Below are 20,601 nucleotides of genomic sequence, written 5' to 3' on the forward strand. Positions count from 1 at the left end.
TAACTTGATCCCTTAAAATTGCAAGTAAAATCTCACTGACAAAATAGGATGCTGACTCGTTAAAGTTGGTGTATTCGCTCTCTAAGGGTAGATAAATGACGGCGGCTTACAGAAAGTCTTTCATCCAAGCCACGTAATCGAACCTGATACTGACCTGAACTCACAAGCTCTAAACCATCTAAATAAGCAATTGAGACCAAAGCATTTCGATGAATACGAATAAACTGATCTGCAAATTCAGTTTCAAGTTCTTTTAGCGTTTCATCAATCAAGACACTGCCATTTTTATGTCGTACCGTGACATATTTCTGATCTGCCAAAAAATAATAGATATTTTCAACAGGAATCAGCTCAACACCGCGATAAGTTTTAGCAGCAATTTGATGTCTTTGCGTTTTTAAATCCTGCAAAAGCGTAGGATTAGGTAAGGCACTGAGCTGCGCTTGAGTAAGTTGAGTTAATTGCTTAAAAACCTGCTCAAGTTCTTGAGGGTCAATCGGTTTAAGAAGATAAGCTTGCGCCTGTGATTTAAATGCTTCTAGAGCATGTTGATCATAGGCTGTGCAAAATACGATAGCAGGTCGAGGATTAAGCTGACTTAATTGCTCCGCACAGACGAGACCATTCATACCCGGCATTTGGATATCAAGTAAAATCACATCCGGTTGATGAAGCCGTGCCTGTTCCAAGGCATCTTGGCCATGATGAGCTGTTGCGACAACATCATGTCCCATCTTTGAAACTAAACGTGATAATCGTTCCACTGCAAGTGGCTCGTCATCACAAATTAGCACCTTCATTCATCCTCCTTGTCACCGTTAACTTGGTCCATTTTTTTATGGTTAACTCTGACTGACTTATTATTTTGATTGGTAGTGATAGCTCATAATAGTGGTATATAAAGTTTCACCCTTATACACCTGGAACCTAACAGAGTTCCCATAATACGCCTTCAAGCGCTGCTTAACATTTTCAAGAGCGATTCCATGCCCTTTCCGTGATTTTATTGTATCGTCTGTATAAGGGTTGGTAATGACTATACTGACCTGATTTTGCAATATTTCAACCAATACCCCAATGGTTGCTTTACCTATCATTGGTTCGACCCCATGAAAAATACTATTCTCTAACAAAGGTTGTAATGTCAATAAAGGAATCGTGACCTGCTTTAATTGCAAAGGTTCAATTTCCATTTTCCAGTCAACTTGTAAACGCTCACCTAAACGTATTTGTTCAATTATTAAATATTGTTTACTAAGCTCAATTTCTTCATACAAGCTTACCAATTTTAATTCTTGAAAACTCGCTCTAAATAAACGTGACAGACTAATCAGCATACTTTCTGCTTTATCTGGGTCTATCGTAATTAAACTCACCACATTATTTAAACTATTAAATAAAAAATGAGGATGAATACGTGCTTGCATAGCCTGAATACGAGCATTTAATTCTGCATATTGTTGATGCAACCATTGTTCCCGAACATATAAATAGCGCAAACAAAATGCGCCAAGTAATATTCCATAACTTAAATATAATGGGACATGAGTAAAATAAATACTCCAGTCCTGTCCTGTAGCAGACATCCTTTTCAAAATTCCGAATTGAAAAAAATTAGTTATGATGGTGGTCGCCACCACAATCGCTTGCAACAAGACAAAACCAATGGCCAAAGCATATTTTTGCTGAAGCTGACTAAAAAAATTTTGAAAATATTCAACTAAAGCAAAAAAAGACAAAATCACCCAGTTAATAAAAATCATATATTGTAAAAAGCGTGACCCACTTAATGCGTGCCAAGACTGCGCTTCCGCCAAGGCCAGAACCAATGCCAAAACATTACTTGCAATAATTAATTCTAATAAGTGTTGCCAACGATCAATTTTCGTAAAAAAATAGGAGGAATTTTGATTTCGATATGCTGTAGAAAACAACTTTGTTTGTTGAGCTTCGGCAAGTGATATACTCTTTTTTATTTTACTGAGCCACCATGACCACATCTTCAAATCCCCCTAATTCAGCAGCCCCAAACCAAACCTCAGGTATGTGGGGTGGTCGTTTTTCTGAAGCGACAGACGCTTTTGTAGCAGAATTTACTGCCTCTGTTCAGTTTGACCAACGTTTTTATAAGCAAGACATCGCTGGTTCTATTGCGCATGCTACCATGCTTGCGAAAGTTGGCGTACTGACAGAAGCAGAACGAGACGACATTATTGAAGGTTTAAGCACCATTCGCGCAGAAATTGAAGCTGGAAACTTTGAATGGCGTATCGATCTTGAAGATGTTCACATGAACATTGAATCACGTTTGACTCAACGTATCGGCATTACAGGTAAAAAATTACACACTGGTCGTAGTCGTAATGACCAAGTTGCAACGGATATCCGTCTTTATCTTCGCGACGAAATTGATGATATTTTAGGCTTATTAGAGCGTTTACAAAAAGGTTTGTTGGGCTTGGCTGCCAAAAATGTAAACACCATTATGCCTGGCTTCACTCATTTGCAAACAGCTCAACCAGTAACTTTCGGCCATCACTTATTGGCATGGTTTGAAATGTTGGTTCGTGACACTGAGCGTCTTCAAGACTGCCGTAAACGTGTAAACCGTATGCCACTTGGTTCTGCGGCGCTTGCTGGTACAACTTACCCGATTGACCGTGCTTACACAGCAGAATTACTCGGTTTCGAAGCTGTATCTGAAAACTCACTCGATGCTGTATCTGACCGTGATTTTGCCATCGAATTTAATGCAGCAGCATCTTTAATCATGATGCACTTATCACGTATGTCTGAAGAACTTATTCTTTGGACTTCTGCACAGTTTAAATTTGTGAATATTCCTGATCGCTTCTGTACTGGTTCTTCAATCATGCCACAGAAGAAAAACCCTGATGTTCCAGAACTCATCCGTGGTAAATCTGGCCGTGTGTTTGGTGATTTAATTAGCTTACTTACGCTCATGAAGGGTCAGCCATTGGCGTACAACAAAGACAACCAAGAAGATAAAGAACCTTTATTTGATGCAATCGATACGGTTCGTGGTTCACTCATGGCATTTGCAGACATGATTCCTGCATTGGTTCCAAATATTGAAATCATGCGTGAAGCTGCACTTCGTGGGTTCTCGACTGCCACAGACCTTGCTGACTACTTAGTGAAAAAAGGCGTTGCGTTCCGTGATGCGCATGAAATTGTGGGTAAAGCTGTTGCATTAGGTGTGGCTGAAGAAAAAGATTTATCTGAACTCACACTTGAGCAATTACAACAATTCTCTGACCTAATTACAGCAGATGTATTTGATAAAGCTTTGACACTAGAAGCTTCGGTAAATGCACGTGATCATATTGGCGGAACTTCACCAAAACAGGTTGAAGCTGCGATTGCCCGTGCCCATAAACGTCTAGAACAGTTATACGCTTAAGGATACAAAATGAGTCGACAAGTATTTTGCCGTAAATATCAAAAGGAAATGGAAGGATTAGACTTTGCTCCGTTTCCGGGTGCTAAAGGCCAAGAATTTTTTGAAAATGTTTCTAAGCAAGCATGGCAAGAATGGCTACAACACCAAACTACGCTAATTAATGAAAAGCGTTTAAACGTGTTTGATCCAGAAGCGAAAAAATTCCTTGAAGAACAACGTGAGAAGTTCTTCAATAATGATGAAAGCGTTGAAAAAGCAGAAGGTTGGAAGCCAGAATAATTCGTTTTTTCTAAGCTCATCATCATTAAAAAGGCGGGTTTATATACATAGACCTGCCTTTTTTTACGTGAAACTTACACAAACATATAAAGCCTTACATAGAGCGCACAGGACTCTACATGACATAAATTGGCTCACACCTTAATATCACTTCATAGCAAGTAAGACACGATCCCTGTCGTGTTTTCTCTTAATGCACTTGATTTTCTGTCCTGAACTTCCCCCCAAAGTTCGGGACATTTTTTTATCTATTGTTTTAAACAAATAAAAAAGCCTTGTTTCAAACAAGGCCTTTCGATACTTCAACTCAAGTATTACTTTTCGTGAACTTTTGCTTCAATTTCTTCAATTTTGGTATGGCGAGCATCAAAACCTTTTGCCATGTAAATCACTTGTTCAGCAATGTTACGAGCATGGTCACCAATACGCTCTAAAGAACGTAAAACCCACATCACGTTAATTACACGTGCAATATGACGCGGGTCTTCAATCATATAAGTCATTAAAATACGTGTTGCTGACTGATATTCACGGTCAATGTCAGCATCGGCTAAAAGTACACGTAATGCCTGATCGGCATCTAAACGCGCAAAAGCATCTAGGGCATCATGAATCATGACACGTACTTGGTTACCAATATGGCGGGTTTCCATGTAACCACGAGGTGATCCACCCTCTTCACATAGATTTTGTGCAATACGGGCAATTTTTGCAGCTTCGTCACCAATACGCTCAAGGTCGGTATTGGCTTTGCTCATCGCAATCACCATACGCAAGTCAATCGCTGCTGGATGGCGACGCGCCAAAATCAGTGTCAGACCTTCATCAATATCACGCTCATATTGATTGACTGCATTATCTTTAAATTGAACATCAATTGCTAAGTTTGCATCTGTATCAAGCAAAGAATGAATTGCATTGGCAACCTGTTGTTCGACCAAGCCACCCATGGTCATAAACTTTGTGTTCACATCTTGCAAATCTTCATTAAATTGAGAAGAAATATGATGGCTTAACACCGGATTACTCGGACTCAAGGGAAGCCTCCAACATGATGGCGCAGGGATAAAATGATTGAGCATTAAAACACATCAATCATTAAATTTTTATGACAAAATTAAATTTCAGATAAAAGCATTTTTTTATTACTGATACGTTAACCAGCTGTTTAATTCGACCAGATCTTTTTCACCTAACTGGCCTACAGCAGCTTTTAAACGCAGTACATTTAATAAATAGTCATATTGAGCATTAAGATAATCCTGTTTTGCAGAAAAAGCATTACGCTGCGCCAATAAAACATCAACCATACTTTTTAAGCCTTCGTTATAACTGGCTTTTGAAGCTTGAGAAACAAGTGCCGAAGAGTCCATTGCCGCCTTTCTTGCTTCAAGTTTTGCCCGGTCGGTATCTACCTGCATAAAAGCACTTTTTACATCGACATTGGCACGGCGAATGGCCGCATCGAGTTGGGCTTGCGCTTTATTTAACTCTACACTGGCTTTTTTAATAGAGGTTCGGGTCTGACCTCCATTAAATAGATTCCAGTTCATCTCTACCCCTACCTGATCAAACTTCCCATCAGTCGAAATCAGCGTTTCTGGGGTTTGTTTGGTATAACCATAGCTCGCAACTGCGTCTATCTGTGGATAAAGTGCAGCTTTTTCCACACGGCGTTGATCTTCAGCATATCGTCGTTGTAAACGCGCTTGCTGAATCTTTAAATTTTGTTGTTGGGCTAAACTTAACCAATCATCAAGCTGGGCTGGATAAGGTTTTTGAAAAGTAAAATCACTTCGCAGTACTGCAAGCTTATCTTGATAAGGACCAATATATTCCGACAGTTGCTCTTGAGCTAATAGAATCTGTACATTGGTCGCAATACGGTTGGCTCTGGCACTTTGATATTGAGCATTTGCTTCACTTACATCACTACGTGCCACCAAACCTTCTTTAAGCTTGGCATTCATCATATTGAGTTGTTCAAGTAAAGCCTTTTCTTCTTGTAAATATGCAGCGGTAAGTGCCTGCTGACGTAGTACATTAAAATAGGCTTCTGCCACGTTTAAAACATGATCTTGTTTTTGCAAGCGTAAAGTAATTTCACTAAGAGCAACCGAGGTTTTAACCTGTTTATAACCTTCCCATGCATCCATACGAAAAAGAGGCTGACGAGCAGATAAAGTTGCTTGTTTGGTTGTTGATGTATTACTTACCAAAGCATCGGACAGTCCCTCTTGATCAACACCGGGAAAATTTGAACGCTTTACGGTTTGGCTATTACGATTAATCTTTCCAGATAAGGTGACTGTAGGCAATAAAGCACCAGTTGCTAAGCCTAAATTGAGCTGATCTGCTTCAAATTGTTGTTGATTCGCTTGCCATGTCGGATCATTTTGCTTTGCGCGCTCATAAGTTTCAACTAAATCTAAAGCAAAACTCGGCGATGCAAAACTCCATAAACTCGCCACAAGCATTAATTTTATTTTCATTGTCTAAATCAACGATAAAACTTGGCTTTAAGACTAAGAAAAATTTGATTTAAACTCAAGCCAGTAAAAGTTTTCATTTTTATGTATTTTCAGGCTTTGATAACATCAAAATACAAATGAAAATCAAAAACATGCCTAGCCAGCCCCCCCATGATACATGTTCACCCACCAACACAATCGCAAAAATCGCAGCAACTAAAGGCTCAGATAAAGTTAACGTAGTCGCTTTGCTCGCATTTACAGTCTTTAGCCCAAAGCCGAAAAGTAAATAACCGAGGAACATAGGAATTAGCATCATATAGCCAGCCACAAGTAAATTTGTTGAGCTCTCTAATAAACCGCCCCCTGTAAGCAACAAAGTAGGAAGTAAAATAACTGCTCCGCCACCCATAATCATGCCCATTGCAGCTTTAGCAACAATACCTCGGTCTATTAATCTTTTTGCAGCCCATGAATAAAGTGAATATGTTGCTCCCGCTACCAGCCCAAGAAAAATACCAAAGATTTTATTCCATTCATTTGTGCTCTCTTGTGCTGTGTGGCTTTCACCCATAGATAATAAACTTACTCCCATAACACCAAACACAAAACTCAGGAACCATGTTTTAGATAAAACTTTACGGTCAAAGAATCGCTCTAAAACTGCTGCAATGAGTGGAGCCGAACCAATTGAAACCACTGTACCAATTGTAATTCCGGCATAATGCATAGAAGAATAAAAAGCTAAGGGATATATCCCAACTGCTGCAATGCCCAAAAGAATAATAGGAATATTACGCCCAATAAATTGCCGGTTTTCCCGTATAGCTCGTGAAGCAACCAGAGCTTGTAAAAGGCCTCCACCGCCCATCGCTACAGCACCAATTGCCAGTGGTCCAAGTGTTGGGGCAAATGCTGCCGCAGTTCCTGTTGTCCCCCACAAAACAGAGGCAACTAAAATTGCAATTGTGCCACCATAACTACTATTTTTAATAAGGCTAATCATGTTGGCATTCTCGATCTAAAATATCTTCTGCCATTTGCCTCGCTAATTGAAGTTGACGGCTACTACCTTCTAGACCAGCTCTTGCCATAGAACCTTCTAAAAGAAAAGAAAGTTGTGAGGCGATATAGCTAATACGCTGTGAGTCTGGTATTAATTTTTTTAAATGCTCAGCAACAATAGCCTCAACTTCTTCTTTATGCCTTCTTACCGAACTTCGTCCTGCACTATTTGCAGGAAACTCAGCAGCAGCATTTAAAAGTCCACATCCCCTAAAACCCTTTTCATAAGCAAACTCGGCATGATCTTGATAGGCATCAAATACGGCCAAAATAGCTTCTTTAGCTGTTTTTGTTTTTTCTAAACGGTTTTGATAAAGGTCTAACCACTCTTGATGTCGTGCAGCAATGTAGGCATCAACAAGATCTCCTTTTGAAGAAAAATTATTGTAAAGCGACATCTTGGCTACATCTGCTTTAGCCGTAACCGAGTTAATGCCAGTTGCAGTAATACCATCGTTATAAAATAGTGTAGCTGCTGCATCGAGAATTTTCTGTCTTGCTGTTTTATCATTCATGGTATTAAATTAAGTAGACCGACCTACCTAATAATAAAGATTTCTAACAGTGATGCAATCTTTTTAAGCGTTATAATTTGAGCAATATTAATTTTGATAAAAATATAAAGATGAAAAAAATTCTAATGATGAGTATGTGCAGTGCACTACTTTTAGCTGGATGTAGTAAAACATCAGAGCAAGATCAGGCTGTATCTAAAGAGCAAAAATCAACTGCACAAAAGTCCACCGAACAGCGAGACAGTAGCTGCTTACAAATTATGGCTGCTATGCAGAAAATTAATCAAAATAGTAAAATAGAAGACCTAAATCAAATTAATGAAAAACTTAAAACCTGTGTTCCCTCTTTAAAAAATAATGAACAGCTTAAGCTAATTGAAGCATCGACGGCTATGTATCAGCGTTTTCTAAAACAAGAACATAATGAAAAAACAGCAAAAGCGTTTGAAGCTTTTGGATATGCCATTTTAGAACAAGAACTATTAGATGCTAAAAAAACAATGAAAACCAAGAAAAAGTTATTCGATCAGCTTAGTACTCGTGATCAATATCTGATTCAACACGAGGGCCAAGCCTATATTGAGCTACTCTATCAAGGTGAGGGCATGTTTACTTACCGCCGTCAGCCAAACTATTTAGTTGATGTTTTTGCTAAAGCCCTACCCGCTGACCAAAAAGAGTTCTTAACTCGCATGGCAAAAGACAATAAAGACATTTTCTATGACGATGGTGCGTTGGCTATCTCATGGAAAGAGCTTACTGAGCGTGCATTATTTTGGGAAAAATTTATTCAAAAATATCCAAAGAGTTATTTTATTAGTGATGTAAAATTATTATTTAATGAGTACCGATATTTTATTTTCTTTGGGCTAGATAATACGCCTGTATCCAATGAGTTTGCTCCAAACACATGGATTGATAAAGATGCTCTACAACAAATTCGTTTCTTATCTACACAAAAACAATCCAGCTTAGCAAAACCCGCTCAACAATTTCTGAAGTTTATTGCCACTCCTGTGGATGAGCGTAATAAACAATTCAAGACAGATTTAATTGATGAAAATGGACAAAAAAAATCAACTTACCAGATTGTGCATGAACAACTTGAGCAATTATTAGAATTAGAGTCACCGTGGAATACCAAAAGTTATCGTGACTGCCACATGGATGCGGTTTGTATAGATACAAATTGACAATGCCAGCCAACCTAAAACATGTTAGTCTTTAAATCGCTTGACGGAGCGCGAGTAATAGCTCGCTGAGATTGTGTAAATTCCGTGTTATCGCAACACAAGTTTGATCACAAGTACCGTTGAACCTGATCAGGTTAAGACCTGCGTAGGAATCAAGCCATCTGAAAACTTAAAGCCCTCAATTTATCTAGTTCAAGATAAATCCGCCATCGTTTTTGGTCGTGCTTGATTCGTTGATGTTATTCATAAGGATCATGTGATGAACCAATTAACGAATCTCTCTTCTGCTGAAATTTCAGCACAACATGAACAAGATGCAAAAGATTTAACCCGCATCTTACCCGCTTCAAAAAAAGTTTATATTGAAGGCTCTCGCCCTGATATTCAGGTTCCAATGCGAGAAATTTCTTTAACTGACACCCCAACTGGCCTTGGTGGTGAGCACAACCCACCTATTATGGTATATGACACTTCAGGTGTTTATACTGACCCAAATGTTCAAATTGATTTAAACAAAGGTTTACCTTCAGTTCGCCAAAAATGGATTGAAGAACGTAACGATACTGACGTACTTTCGGGTTTAACTTCAAAGTTTGGTCAGGAGCGTTTAAAAGATATTCGTACTGCTGATATTCGCTTTGCACATATTCAAAACCCACGCCGCGCTAAAGCAGGCAAAAATGTCACTCAAATGCACTATGCCAAGCAAGGTATTATTACGCCTGAAATGGAATATATTGCGATTCGTGAAAATCAGCGTCAATGTGAAGCTGTAGATATGCGCCAGCACCCAGGTCAAAACTTTGGTGCGAAAAACTTAAAAGAAATTACACCTGAGTTTGTTCGCCAAGAAGTTGCCGAAGGCCGCGCTATTATTCCTGCCAACATTAACCACCCAGAACTTGAGCCAATGATTATTGGCCGTAATTTCTTGGTTAAGATTAATGCCAATATTGGTAACTCAGCGCTTGGCTCTTCAATTGATGAAGAAGTTGCGAAAATGACATGGGCAACCCGTTGGGGTGCTGACACTATTATGGACTTGTCTACAGGTAAAAATATTCATGAAACACGTGAATGGATTATTCGTAACTCACCTGTTCCAATCGGTACCGTACCTATTTATCAAGCGCTTGAAAAAGTGGATGGTGTTGCAGAAGACCTAACTTGGGAAATCTTCAAAGACACACTGATTGAACAAGCTGAGCAAGGCGTTGATTACTTCACCATTCACGCAGGTGTATTGCTTCGCTATGTGCCACTTACAGCAAACCGTTTAACGGGTATTGTGTCTCGTGGTGGTTCAATCATGGCGCAGTGGTGCCTCGCTCATCATGAAGAGAACTTCTTATACACACACTTCGACGAAATCTGTGAAATTATGAAAGCCTATGACGTGTCATTTAGCTTAGGCGATGGCTTACGTCCGGGTTGTATTCAAGATGCAAATGACGAAGCGCAGTTCAGTGAACTTAAAACATTGGGTGAGCTTACACACCGTGCATGGGAACATGATGTTCAGGTCATGATTGAAGGTCCGGGCCATGTACCAATGCACATGATTAAAGAGAACATGGACTTGCAGTTAGAGGTATGTAAAGAAGCACCATTCTATACACTTGGGCCTTTAACTACAGACATCGCTCCGGGTTATGATCACATTACTTCTGCAATTGGCGCAGCTATGATTGGTTGGTATGGCACAGCAATGCTTTGTTATGTGACACCAAAAGAGCATTTAGGTTTGCCAAACAAGAAAGATGTAAAAGACGGAATTATTACCTACAAGATTGCAGCACACGCAGCCGATCTTGCCAAAGGCCATCCGGGTGCACAGGTTCGTGATAATGCCTTGTCTAAAGCACGTTTCGAATTCCGTTGGGATGATCAGTTCAACCTAAGCCTAGATCCAGATACAGCACGCAGCATGCATGACGAGACTTTACCAAAAGAAGCGCATAAATCTGCACACTTTTGCTCAATGTGTGGTCCAAAATTCTGTTCAATGAAAATCACCCAGAATGTACGTGACTATGCCAACAATCTCACCAATAGCGATTCAGAGGTTGAAGAAGGCCTCAAAGCAATGAAAGAGGTTTACCAAGAGCAAGGACAAAAACTGTATCATAAAGTGTAAATATTCAAAAAAAACACTTGCCTAGCCATGATTCTCGGTTAGGATGAAATAAATAGATTTCGTCCTGATCGAATCATGAGTATTGTCGAGCATCCAAGTTATACATCTAAAGATGTCGAAGTAACATCACGTGAACCTCTGTTCAGTGGTTTTATTCAAGTTGAAAAAGTCAGCCTTCGACATCGTCTATTTAATCAATCTGAATATACTCCTGTATTGCAGCGCGAACTTGTGCATCGACCTGAAGCGGCTGGTGTCCTACTCTACAATGACCAAAAACAACAGTTTGCCCTAATTGAACAGTTTCGTGTTGGTGCTTTAGATGACTCTCAATCGCCGTGGCAACTCGAAATTATTGCAGGCGTGTTAGATGGCAATGAGTCACCAGAAAGTTGTATTCGCCGTGAAAGCCTTGAAGAATCAGGTTGTGAAGTTCAGGATTTAGAGCATCTATTTAGTTTTTACCCATCAGCAGGCGCCTGTTCAGAATTATTTCATCTATATGTCGCCGAAACCAATTTACCTGCTGTAGGCGGTGTTTTTGGAGTAGATGATGAGGGTGAAAATATTCAGCTGCATTTGTTTAGTTATAGCGAAATTCAAACACTACTCGACAGCGGACGTTTAAGAAATGCCCCTGTTATTATGGCATTACAATGGCTGGCTCAACACAGCAAAACGATAATAAATCCGAAGAGGTAGGACGGTGACTTTCCAAGTCTCAACACTTTCACAAAAAAATCATGTCATCATACAAATTACCGATACACATTTATTGGAGTATCCACAGCTAGAATTTGTGGGGATGAATCCTGAAGAAAGTTTCCATGCCATTATCCAGCAGATATTGAAACAACATCCAGAAGCGGACGCGATTATTCATACCGGAGACCTCGCACAAGCCCCAACCCCTATTACCTACAAGCGTTATATCAGCTTTATGCAAACCTTAGGTTTGCCTTTTTTCCACACGCTCGGTAATCATGACAATGTGGACTACTTTCCACTGCATAACGAAAATCATCAGGAACCTGTGGTGGTCGGTTTAGGGAATTGGCGCATCATTATGCTCAACAGTGCCGTAAAGGGAAAAGTAGATGGTCATTTGTCATTGGAACAATTAGAAAATTTAGAAAACTTACTTGAGCAATTTGCAGATCATCCAGTTCTGCTGGCTTGCCATCATCACCCATTTGCCATGAAATCAAAATGGATTGATCATCATAAGCTACAAAACTCAAATGCACTGCTAGATACGTTAAGCCCATTTAAAAATGTAAAGGCTTTAGTTTGTGGACACGTACATCAAGACTCTCTTAATATTTGGCAAGGTATCGAATTTTTCTCGACACCTTCCACAAGTGTACAATTTAAACCGTTTAGTAACGATTTTGCACTCGATCAAAATGCACCGGGTTACCGTTACATTCGTCTGAATAATGATGGTACTTTTGAAACAAAAGTGTTTCGACTTGAAAATTTCGAAACCCATATAAACACTGATATTTCAGGATATTAGTCCTAAATTGAATACCTCTATGAGGAATTATGACTAGGGCAAACACGTTTTGAAATTATTTACGGGATAGAATGACTATCATCTTGCAGGAAAAATCTATATGATGACGACCCGATGGAAAAATCCATCGATGGTTTTCTATAAAAACACTTGCATATCACCATATTTTTTGCGTATAGATAATACGTGTATGATGAGGAATGCCCTATTATGGCGAATGACAACCACAACCAAGTTTTGGATGAACATACAGAAGTTGTAGTAGAAGGTGATAAAGCTTCTGCAAAACGTGCACGTAAAGTGAAACCTAAAACTTCTGACGTAGGCTCAACTGCAAGTTTATTTGGTATTGCACCTTATCAACCTAAGAAAAATGAAGAGTACATGTCTGAAGGACAGCTCGAGCATTTCCGACAAATTCTGCAAGCATGGAAAGCTGAATTAATGTCTGAAGTTGATCGTACTTTAAATACGATGCAAGATGAATCAACTGCATTGCCAGACGTAAATGACCGTGCTACCCAAGAAGAAGAATTTGCAATTGAATTACGTACACGTGACCGTGAACGTAAATTAATTCGTAAAATCGAACAATCTCTTGAAGCGATTAAAAACGAAGACTACGGTTTCTGTGAAACTTGTGGTATCGAAATCGGCTTACGTCGTTTAGAAGCGCGTCCAACTGCAACGTTATGTATTGACTGCAAAACCTTGGCAGAAATTAAAGAGAAGCAAAATAACGGTTAATTGTGACGGTTAAGAATTCTCTAGCCGAGTTCGACTCGACTTTTGCGCAGCAGTTAAATCGCTTGCCAGAAAAGCATAGCTTTTCTCTTGCGCAGCGGCGGAACAATGTTCCACTTAATCGCTGCTCATACTCAGGCCGGTTTGCGCCCTCGCCAACCGGCCCTTTACATTTCGGATCACTGATTACTGCTGTTGCCAGTTACTGTGATGCTAGAGCTCACAAAGGGCGATGGTTTGTTCGTGTTGAAGATACTGACATTCCGCGCATCTATCCTGGTAGTGAAGACCATATACTCGCATCAATTGAAGCTTTTCAGTTCGATCCTGATGCAGAGATCATCTTTCAAAAAGACCGCCTAAATATTTATGAAAGCGTATTAGACCAACTTAAAAAAGAAGGTTTAGTTTACGCCTGTCAATGTACCCGTAAAATGCTCGGTTCAAATGCAATCTATGCAGGTACTTGCCGTGATTTGCATCTCGATTTTCAAGATCAAGCGATTCGCGTAAAAGTTCAGGATCAGCAGATCTGTTTCGATGATCGATTGCAAGGACTTCATTGTTCTAATCTACAACATGACCTTGGTGACTTTGTTCTTAAACGCCGTGATGGCATTATTAACTACCAACTTGCTGTTGTCGTGGATGATTATCTACAAGGTATTACACACGTTGTTCGTGGTGCAGACCTTTTAGATAACACTGAACGCCAAATCTGGCTGGGTCGGCTCCTCGGTTACCCTAAACTAAGCTATATGCATCTTCCTCTGGCTATGAATGATCAGGGGCAAAAGCTTTCTAAACAAAATCTTGCTCAAGCACTCGATTTAACTAAAGCTCCTCAATTACTACAACACGCCATACAAGCCCTAGGTCAACCCAAGGTTGATTTAGATCGCCCTGAAGTGATGCTCAAGCAAGCTGTAGCTCAGTGGAATGTAGATTTAATTCCTCACGGACAAGAGCTTGGCGGAATATATTTATAAATAAAAAAAGCCCGATTCGATATCGGGCTTTTCATAACAACTGAAATAGTTTAGAAGTTCGATTCTTCTCTTTCAGGGTTTACTTCTTGAGTTGACGCATCAATCTTTAAGATCAAGCTAATCATAGCTGCACACATCATTAAAGACGTACCACCATAACTAATAAATGGTAGTGTTAAACCCTTGGTTGGCATTAAGCCCATGTTCATACCCGCATTTACCAAAATCTGGAGTAAGAAAATAATACTAATACCGTAAGCCAAATAGCCCGCGCGAAGATAATGATGTTTCAAGGCACGGTGTCCAATTTTGATACAACAAGCCAACATCAAGAAAGATAAGCCAATGACAATCGAAATACCAAAGAAGCCAAACTCTTCGCCTAACACGGCCAACATAAAGTCAGTATGCGCTTCTGGTAAATAAGATAGCTTTTGAACACTATGCCCTAAACCTGTTCCAAACCATTCACCACGGCCAAAAGCCATGAGTGCATTTGATAACTGATAACCCACACCTAATGGATCTGCCCATGGGTCGGTAAACGAAATCAAACGCTGGAAACGGTAAGGCTCAAACAAGATCAAAAACACGATACCAGTGACAATCGCACCAAGCATAATTAAGAACTGTGTTGGCGGCGCACCAGCTAAAAAGAATACACCCACCATCATCATGACGATAACAATCGTCGCACCCAAGTCAGGCTCGGCAATAATTAAACCGACCGTAATCGCCATCACACCACTTAAACGCAGTAAACCCTTCCAGTGCGTACGAACTTCTTTAGCACGGCGTACCACGTAGTCTGCCGTAAAGATTGCCATCATGACTTTGGCAACCTCTGTAGGTTGTAAGGTAAAACCACCGATTTTAATCCAACGTGTAGAACCATTGACTTCCGAACCTACCGCCAAAGCAGCAAGTAACAGAACCATGGTTAACAACCACAGCGGAAACGTATTTTTAAACCATGTATTGAGTGAGATTCGGTAGGTCAAATACGCCACGACCCCAGCAACCGCAATAGATATTGCATGGCGGATGACATAGTGAAACGGGTTCTCATGCATATATTCTGCATAAGGCATCGAAGCAGATGCTACCATCACCGAACCGATACATAACAATGCAACGACACAGAAAATCAAGACATTACGTGGCGTCACTTCCGCTGGCCATTTCGGCAATATCCGTTCATACCAATGATTGATTTTCTGGATTGTGGTCTGAGCTAAGCCTGCCATACTACATTCCTAATCATATTTTCTTTAAACCAACGAATTGACGCAGGCAACAAACTGCTGACCACGATCATTATAACTTTTAAACATATCAAAACTCGCACATGCTGGTGATAGCAATACCACATCTTCAGCTTGTGTTTCACGTTGACATAGCTCGACAGCTTCTTTAAGTGTTGCCGCATGTAAAATTTTAGTTGCGCCTTGAATGGCCTGCTCGATGACAGGCGCATCTTCACCAATCAATACCACAACTTTGGCATACTTTTCGATAGAAGAACGTAAAGGAGTAAAGTCTTGACCTTTACCCTGCCCACCTAAAATTAGGGCAACTTTACCTTTTTTCACTTCAATCGCAGCACCTAAACCATCAATTGCTGCAAGTGTGGCGCCCACATTGGTTCCTTTTGAGTCATTGTAATAACGTACATCATGTACGGTCTTTACATACTCACAGCGGTGCTCTAAACCTTTAAAGTGTTTTAAAGTTTCAAGCATAGATTCCATAGGTAAGCCAATTGCTTCACCCAATGCTAAACACGCTAAAGCATTAGCTACATTGTGCATACCTTGAATATATAAGTCTGAGCTTTTAATTAAACGCTGCAAGCCACGAGCAAGCCAAAGTGTACCGTCAGCATCTCTTAAAACGCCGTACTGGTTTAAGTCAGGTGCATTTAGACCAAAGCTTTGCATTGGCGTTGTATCAGGTACAAGAGGACGGCTTAAAGCGTCATCACGGTTAAATACAACTTTCTTGACACCTTGGAAAATACGGTGCTTTGCTTGGTGATACCCCAGCATATTGCCATGACGATCTAAGTGATCTTCACTCATGTTCAGTACCACAGCTACCTCAGCATTTAAGTGAGATGTGGTTTCTAACTGGAAGCTTGATAACTCAAGTACCAATAACTCTGGTTGATCTTTAAGTAAATCTAGAGCTGGGCGACCAAGGTTACCACCAACGGCAACTTTCTTACCTGCATCTTTAGCCATTAAGCCCATTAAAGTAGTAACAGTACTCTTCGCGTTAGAGCCTGTAATCGCAACAATCGGTACATCAGTTGCACGGCGAAGTAGCTGAATATCACCTACTACAGAAATACCTTTAGCAATAGCAGCCTGAATTTCTGGTAATTGTGGTGCAAGGCCTGGGCTTAAAATAATTTCTTCTGCTTGTAGTAATAATTCTTGATCCAGTTTACCAAAACTGGTCTTCACGTCTGCAGGAATTTGATCATGTCCGGGAGGTGTGGGGCGGGAATCCGTTACTGCAACTTGGTAGCCTTGTTCATGCAGGAAATTTACAGCAGAAACACCTGATATACCCAAGCCTGCTACAACTTTTAACCCACCACGTTGTATTAACATTTTTGCCCCACAATTTATCAATCGACAGAATGGCAAAAATGTTAGCACTTTGCTGTTTTGAATACTTTTTCAGTTTGACTTTTATTCTACTTTTTTTGTGTCAGTGCGTAAAAAAGCCATCATTCGATGGCTTTTTATACAGAAAAATTAACGCCACTTCACCGTTTGTACCGGAGCGGACTTTTGGGTAGGTGCATCATCAGTAGAACAGCCACAATTGCCACCACAACCGGCAGCCTGTTTAGGCTTCAACCATGACGCCAAACGCTGCCAACCCAAGCGTTGACACTGGATTGATAATGCAAGAAATACTGAAGCGGACGTTTGAGGAAATACCTTTTTAAAGACAACAATGGCACTCCACAACACCAATACAGCAACAATAAGGTAATCAAACATAAGCGCCTCCTATTAACCCCAAATGCGTGATGCAATTTGGTAGGTTAAAAATGACATGAGATAAGCCAAACCAAATAGATAAGCCGTCATGACAGCCACATGTTTCCATGAACCTGTCTCACGGCGTACCGTTGCCAAGGTTGCTAAACAATGTGGTGCATAAATAAACCAGACCAATAAAGATAGTCCTGTAGCCAATGACCAACCCGTGCCGTTTGCACTAATCAAATGAGCAAGCCCCTGTGCAACAGCATTATCATCAGCACCAGATAACGCATATACCGTACCTAATGCAGCAACCACCACCTCACGAGCAGCCATTGCGGGAATGAGAGCCACCACGATTTGCCAGTTAAAGCCAAGCGGTGCGAATAAAGGCTGAATAAAGTGCCCTGCCATACCCGCAAAACTATAATCAATTGCTGGTAGCGTTGCGCCTTCGGGTGGTTGAGGGAAAGTACACAAGAACCAAAGAATAATGGTCAATGCAACAATAATCCCACCAACACGACGTAAGAAAATCTTTGCGCGTTCCATCAACCCAATAGCGATACTTTTTGGATCAGGAAAACGATAACTTGGTAATTCCATTAACAAGGCATGCTGTGATTTGTCTTTACGCAAAAACTTCATCACAAAGGCAACACAAAGTGCACTTAAAATACCTGCCATGTATAAACCAAACAGCACCAAACCTTGTAAGTTAAAGATGCCTAAAACAGTTTGACTTGGAATAAATGCACCAATTAACAAGGCATAGACAGGCAAACGTGCCGAACATGTCATGAGAGGTGCAACCATGATCGTGGTAAAACGGTCACGTGAATCACTAATACTTCGGGTTGCCATAATGCCAGGAATCGCACAGGCAAAACTTGATAATAATGGAATGAAAGAGCGACCACTCAAGCCGGCTTTAAACATTAATTTATCGAGCAAGAACGCTGCACGCGGTAAATAACCTGATTCTTCGAGTACCAAAATAAAGAAGAAGAGAATCAAAATTTGTGGCAAGAAAGCCAGTACTGTGCCCGCTCCTGCCAGAACACCGTCTACGACTAAACTGCGTAGCACAGGTTGATGGATGGCTCCATTTAACCACTCACCTAACCATGGGATTACCCCATCTTCAATTGCAGCTTTAAAAGGTTCAGCCCAAGCAAATACTGCCTGAAAGACAATAAACATCATTACTGCCAAGCTGAGTAAGCCCAACACAGGATGTAAGAAAATTCGATCTAGAAAGTCAGTACGCTTATCATCATGATCAACAAAATTAACCACATCTTTAAAAATCGTTTCGATTTTCTGATGATGCCCACCACTTAAACCACTCAGTTCAGTATGAGGTACGGTATATTTTTCTTGATCAAGCGCATGCAATAAATTTTCAATACCTGAATTACGTACGGCAACCGTTTCAACAACAGGAACACCTAAACGCTCAGAGAGTTTCTGTGTATTGATTTGAATACCGCGACGACGCGCTTCATCCATCATGTTCAATACAACCAGAATTGGACGCCCTAATTCAATAATTTCAAGCACCAAACCCAAATGCAGTTTTAAGTTCGTCGCATCGACAATACATAAAAAAGCATCTTGCTGTCCTTCTTCGGCAATTTTGCCTTGGCAGACATCACGGGTAATTTCTTCATCTGGGCTAGTTGCCTGCAAACTATAGGTACCCGGTAAATCTAGTACACGAACTGCACGGCCTGAAGGTAATTGAAAGTTACCGACTTTACGCTCTACAGTTACACCCGCATAGTTAGCAACTTTTTGTCTTGTTCCAGTTAAATGGTTAAACAGCGAAGTTTTACCGCAGTTCGGGTTTCCCACAAGGGCAATACGTAGCGCATTACTCATGCGGGTACTCCTTCTAACTGAATCTCGATTTTTTCCGCTTCCGCCTTACGTAAAGCGAAACGAGTAAAGCCAATTTGGATTAAGATCGGATCACCACCAAAAATACCTTTGGTAATCACCTCTACTCGAGTACCTGGTACAAAGCCCAAGCTTTCCAAACGAATTGCGACCAAATCTTGTTGCTCGGATGTTTGTGTCATCCGATCTACTTTGGTGATGGTAGCCGCTTGCTTCACTTTCAACGCTGATAAACGCACCGCATCCGATCCTAAACCTTTTTTACTAGTATACATATAAATGAGAATAATTACCAAATAAGGTTAAATTTCAATTCTCACCTACTTTAATCGACAAATCTTAAAGTTTCTTTTAAAGTACAGTGGTTTAGAGGACATTGTTTATGATAAATAAGAAACCGCGTATTCCAAGCCCTGTTCAAATTCCTGAACATTTGAGCTTTTTACAAGGTTTTCGCGACTATTTAGTTGCACAAACAGTGAGTCCACATACTCGTAATGCTTATTTATCTGACCTGATTCAATGTGCTGAACTTCATAAAAAAAATAGCTTGCCGAAATGGTCGAGTGATGACATTTCTGATGTTCTCATTGAACTCACCAAAATAGGAAAAAGTCCACGCTCAATTGCACGTTGTTTATCTGCCCTACGCCAGTTTTACAAATTTTTACGTGAGCAAAAATTACGAAGCGATAACCCGGTAGCGACACATCACTCGCCCAAAATTGGCCGAGCTTTACCTAAGGATTTATCAGAAGAAGATGTCGAAGCACTGATTCAAGCGCCTGACATTACAACAGCTTTGGGGTTACGTGATCGAGCGATGTTTGAAGTACTTTATGCATGTGGTTTACGTGTTTCCGAGCTAATCAACTTGCGCTTGGAGCTAATCAATTTAAAACAAGGCTATTTACGTATTACTGGTAAAGGCAATAAAGAACGTTTAGTACCATTAGGCCAATATGCTTGTGACTGGGTAGAACGCTACTTAAATGATGCACGTCCACAACTTTATAAAACTTCCACTGACTATTTATTTTTAACTCAACATGGCGGAATCATGAGCCGTCAGAATTTTTGGTATGCAATTAAACGATATGCACTACAAGCCAATATTCAGGCTGAGCTGTCGCCTCATACCTTACGCCATGCCTTTGCAACACACTTGCTCAATCATGGCGCTGACTTGCGCGTAGTACAAATGTTACTGGGCCATAGTGACTTATCTACCACCCAAATCTATACCCACGTAGCGCAAGTAAGAATGCAACAATTACATGAAAAACATCACCCTAGGGGTTAAAAATTTTTAAACGAATTATATGAAATACACCGAACAATCATTTGATTTCGTTCACAAA

Annotated in this window: 20 protein-coding genes and 1 riboswitch; of the genes, 9 read left to right on the forward strand and 11 right to left on the reverse strand. The window is 40.3% G+C overall.

Annotation, left to right across the window (positions count from 1 at the left end):
• Positions 1-59: 59 nt before the first annotated feature.
• On the reverse strand, positions 60-800 hold the full coding sequence (locus J671_RS10160; RefSeq protein ID WP_004710910.1) for a LytR/AlgR family response regulator transcription factor: 741 nt from the start codon (positions 798-800) through the stop codon (positions 60-62).
• Between the two features lie 60 nt (positions 801-860).
• Positions 861-2,000: a sensor histidine kinase gene (locus J671_RS10165; protein ID WP_006581160.1), complete on the reverse strand. Its 1,140-nt coding sequence runs from the start codon at positions 1,998-2,000 to the stop codon at positions 861-863.
• Between J671_RS10165 and argH the strand changes: the two genes are divergently transcribed.
• Both argH and J671_RS10175 read left to right on the forward strand, forming a co-directional pair.
• The gene (gene argH, locus J671_RS10170; protein ID WP_006581161.1) at positions 1,991-3,424 is read left to right on the forward strand and encodes an argininosuccinate lyase; all 1,434 of its coding nucleotides are present in this window, start codon (positions 1,991-1,993) and stop codon (positions 3,422-3,424) included. The two genes, J671_RS10165 and argH, sit on opposite strands and share 10 nt — an antisense overlap.
• 9 nt (positions 3,425-3,433) lie before the next feature.
• Positions 3,434-3,703, forward strand: coding sequence for an oxidative damage protection protein (locus J671_RS10175; protein ID WP_002053140.1), 270 nt, complete (start codon positions 3,434-3,436; stop codon positions 3,701-3,703).
• A 314-nt stretch (positions 3,704-4,017) separates the two neighbouring features.
• On the opposite strand, the gene phoU is transcribed toward J671_RS10175, so the two are convergent.
• The 4 genes from phoU to J671_RS10195 form a co-directional block, all read right to left on the reverse strand.
• The gene (phoU, locus tag J671_RS10180) at positions 4,018-4,740 is read right to left on the reverse strand and encodes a phosphate signaling complex protein PhoU (RefSeq protein ID WP_031982158.1); all 723 of its coding nucleotides are present in this window, start codon (positions 4,738-4,740) and stop codon (positions 4,018-4,020) included.
• A 108-nt stretch (positions 4,741-4,848) separates the two neighbouring features.
• Positions 4,849-6,180: a TolC family outer membrane protein gene (locus tag J671_RS10185; protein ID WP_081404865.1), complete on the reverse strand. Its 1,332-nt coding sequence runs from the start codon at positions 6,178-6,180 to the stop codon at positions 4,849-4,851.
• A 94-nt stretch (positions 6,181-6,274) separates the two neighbouring features.
• Positions 6,275-7,180 carry a DMT family transporter gene (locus J671_RS10190; protein WP_031982162.1) on the reverse strand — a complete coding sequence of 302 codons (906 nt, stop codon included), beginning with the start codon at positions 7,178-7,180 and terminating at the stop codon, positions 6,275-6,277.
• A complete protein-coding gene (locus J671_RS10195; protein ID WP_016803685.1) occupies positions 7,173-7,754 on the reverse strand; it encodes a TetR/AcrR family transcriptional regulator in 582 nt (193 codons plus the stop codon). The genes J671_RS10190 and J671_RS10195 overlap by 8 nt, the downstream gene beginning before the upstream one ends.
• A gap of 110 nt (positions 7,755-7,864) precedes the next feature.
• Here J671_RS10195 and J671_RS10200 point away from each other — a divergent pair, with 110 nt between their 5' ends.
• The 6 genes from J671_RS10200 to gluQRS all read left to right on the forward strand — a co-directional run bounded on the left by J671_RS10200 (position 7,865) and on the right by gluQRS (position 14,336).
• Positions 7,865-8,947 carry a hypothetical protein gene (locus J671_RS10200; protein WP_200003969.1) on the forward strand — a complete coding sequence of 361 codons (1,083 nt, stop codon included), beginning with the start codon at positions 7,865-7,867 and terminating at the stop codon, positions 8,945-8,947.
• 34 nt (positions 8,948-8,981) lie between these two features.
• Positions 8,982-9,116: riboswitch (TPP riboswitch) on the forward strand.
• A 90-nt stretch (positions 9,117-9,206) separates the two neighbouring features.
• Positions 9,207-11,084, forward strand: a complete 1,878-nt coding sequence (gene thiC / locus J671_RS10205; protein WP_031982167.1) for a phosphomethylpyrimidine synthase ThiC — start codon at positions 9,207-9,209, stop codon at positions 11,082-11,084.
• A 75-nt stretch (positions 11,085-11,159) separates the two neighbouring features.
• Positions 11,160-11,786 (forward strand): NUDIX domain-containing protein, encoded by a 627-nt coding sequence (locus tag J671_RS10210; RefSeq protein ID WP_031952228.1) that lies wholly within the window; start codon positions 11,160-11,162, stop codon positions 11,784-11,786.
• Positions 11,787-11,790: 4 nt separating this feature from the next.
• A complete protein-coding gene (gene cpdA, locus J671_RS10215; RefSeq protein WP_031952226.1) occupies positions 11,791-12,603 on the forward strand; it encodes a 3',5'-cyclic-AMP phosphodiesterase in 813 nt (270 codons plus the stop codon).
• Between the two features lie 210 nt (positions 12,604-12,813).
• Positions 12,814-13,350 (forward strand): RNA polymerase-binding protein DksA, encoded by a 537-nt coding sequence (dksA, locus tag J671_RS10220; protein ID WP_001262524.1) that lies wholly within the window; start codon positions 12,814-12,816, stop codon positions 13,348-13,350.
• 2 nt (positions 13,351-13,352) lie between these two features.
• Complete coding sequence (gene gluQRS / locus J671_RS10225) at positions 13,353-14,336, forward strand: tRNA glutamyl-Q(34) synthetase GluQRS (protein ID WP_081404866.1); 984 nt, start codon at positions 13,353-13,355, stop codon at positions 14,334-14,336.
• Between the two features lie 50 nt (positions 14,337-14,386).
• On the opposite strand, the gene ftsW is transcribed toward gluQRS, so the two are convergent.
• The 5 genes from ftsW to J671_RS0104370 form a co-directional block, all read right to left on the reverse strand.
• Positions 14,387-15,583 carry a putative lipid II flippase FtsW gene (gene ftsW, locus J671_RS10230; protein WP_004710933.1) on the reverse strand — a complete coding sequence of 399 codons (1,197 nt, stop codon included), beginning with the start codon at positions 15,581-15,583 and terminating at the stop codon, positions 14,387-14,389.
• A gap of 24 nt (positions 15,584-15,607) precedes the next feature.
• A complete protein-coding gene (murD, locus tag J671_RS10235) occupies positions 15,608-16,954 on the reverse strand; it encodes a UDP-N-acetylmuramoyl-L-alanine--D-glutamate ligase (protein WP_016803682.1) in 1,347 nt (448 codons plus the stop codon).
• Positions 16,955-17,101: 147 nt separating this feature from the next.
• A complete protein-coding gene (locus J671_RS10240; RefSeq protein ID WP_002053159.1) occupies positions 17,102-17,353 on the reverse strand; it encodes a DUF6587 family protein in 252 nt (83 codons plus the stop codon).
• A 12-nt stretch (positions 17,354-17,365) separates the two neighbouring features.
• Positions 17,366-19,222 (reverse strand): ferrous iron transporter B, encoded by a 1,857-nt coding sequence (gene feoB, locus J671_RS10245; protein ID WP_004710937.1) that lies wholly within the window; start codon positions 19,220-19,222, stop codon positions 17,366-17,368.
• Entirely contained in the window at positions 19,219-19,479 is a 261-nt protein-coding gene (locus J671_RS0104370) for a FeoA family protein (protein ID WP_002053176.1), read from the reverse strand. The genes feoB and J671_RS0104370 overlap by 4 nt, the downstream gene beginning before the upstream one ends.
• Before the next feature lie 143 nt (positions 19,480-19,622).
• Between J671_RS0104370 and xerD the strand changes: the two genes are divergently transcribed.
• Positions 19,623-20,543 (forward strand): site-specific tyrosine recombinase XerD, encoded by a 921-nt coding sequence (xerD, locus tag J671_RS10250; RefSeq protein ID WP_002053149.1) that lies wholly within the window; start codon positions 19,623-19,625, stop codon positions 20,541-20,543.
• Positions 20,544-20,601 lie beyond the last annotated feature (58 nt).

The sequence above is a fragment of the Acinetobacter sp. 1130196 genome (genome assembly GCF_000588095.1).
Taxonomy (GTDB): Bacteria; Pseudomonadota; Gammaproteobacteria; order Pseudomonadales; family Moraxellaceae; genus Acinetobacter; species Acinetobacter nosocomialis.

Bases quoted from the DNA above. Each gene is read 5' to 3' on its own strand.
- J671_RS10160 (WP_004710910.1), bottom strand. From the start codon at position 800: ATGAAGGTGCTAATTTGTGATGACGAGCCACTTGCAGTGGAACGATTA.
- argH (WP_006581161.1), top strand. From the start codon at position 1,991: ATGACCACATCTTCAAATCCCCCTAATTCAGCAGCCCCAAACCAAACC.
- J671_RS10165 (WP_006581160.1), bottom strand. From the start codon at position 2,000: ATGTGGTCATGGTGGCTCAGTAAAATAAAAAAGAGTATATCACTTGCC.
- J671_RS10175 (WP_002053140.1), top strand. From the start codon at position 3,434: ATGAGTCGACAAGTATTTTGCCGTAAATATCAAAAGGAAATGGAAGGA.
- J671_RS10185 (WP_081404865.1), bottom strand. From the start codon at position 6,180: ATGCTTGTGGCGAGTTTATGGAGTTTTGCATCGCCGAGTTTTGCTTTA.
- J671_RS10190 (WP_031982162.1), bottom strand. From the start codon at position 7,180: ATGATTAGCCTTATTAAAAATAGTAGTTATGGTGGCACAATTGCAATT.
- J671_RS10195 (WP_016803685.1), bottom strand. From the start codon at position 7,754: ATGAATGATAAAACAGCAAGACAGAAAATTCTCGATGCAGCAGCTACA.
- J671_RS10200 (WP_200003969.1), top strand. From the start codon at position 7,865: ATGAAAAAAATTCTAATGATGAGTATGTGCAGTGCACTACTTTTAGCT.
- thiC (WP_031982167.1), top strand. From the start codon at position 9,207: ATGAACCAATTAACGAATCTCTCTTCTGCTGAAATTTCAGCACAACAT.
- J671_RS10210 (WP_031952228.1), top strand. From the start codon at position 11,160: ATGAGTATTGTCGAGCATCCAAGTTATACATCTAAAGATGTCGAAGTA.
- dksA (WP_001262524.1), top strand. From the start codon at position 12,814: ATGGCGAATGACAACCACAACCAAGTTTTGGATGAACATACAGAAGTT.
- ftsW (WP_004710933.1), bottom strand. From the start codon at position 15,583: ATGGCAGGCTTAGCTCAGACCACAATCCAGAAAATCAATCATTGGTAT.
- murD (WP_016803682.1), bottom strand. From the start codon at position 16,954: ATGTTAATACAACGTGGTGGGTTAAAAGTTGTAGCAGGCTTGGGTATA.
- J671_RS10240 (WP_002053159.1), bottom strand. From the start codon at position 17,353: ATGTTTGATTACCTTATTGTTGCTGTATTGGTGTTGTGGAGTGCCATT.
- feoB (WP_004710937.1), bottom strand. From the start codon at position 19,222: ATGAGTAATGCGCTACGTATTGCCCTTGTGGGAAACCCGAACTGCGGT.
- xerD (WP_002053149.1), top strand. From the start codon at position 19,623: ATGATAAATAAGAAACCGCGTATTCCAAGCCCTGTTCAAATTCCTGAA.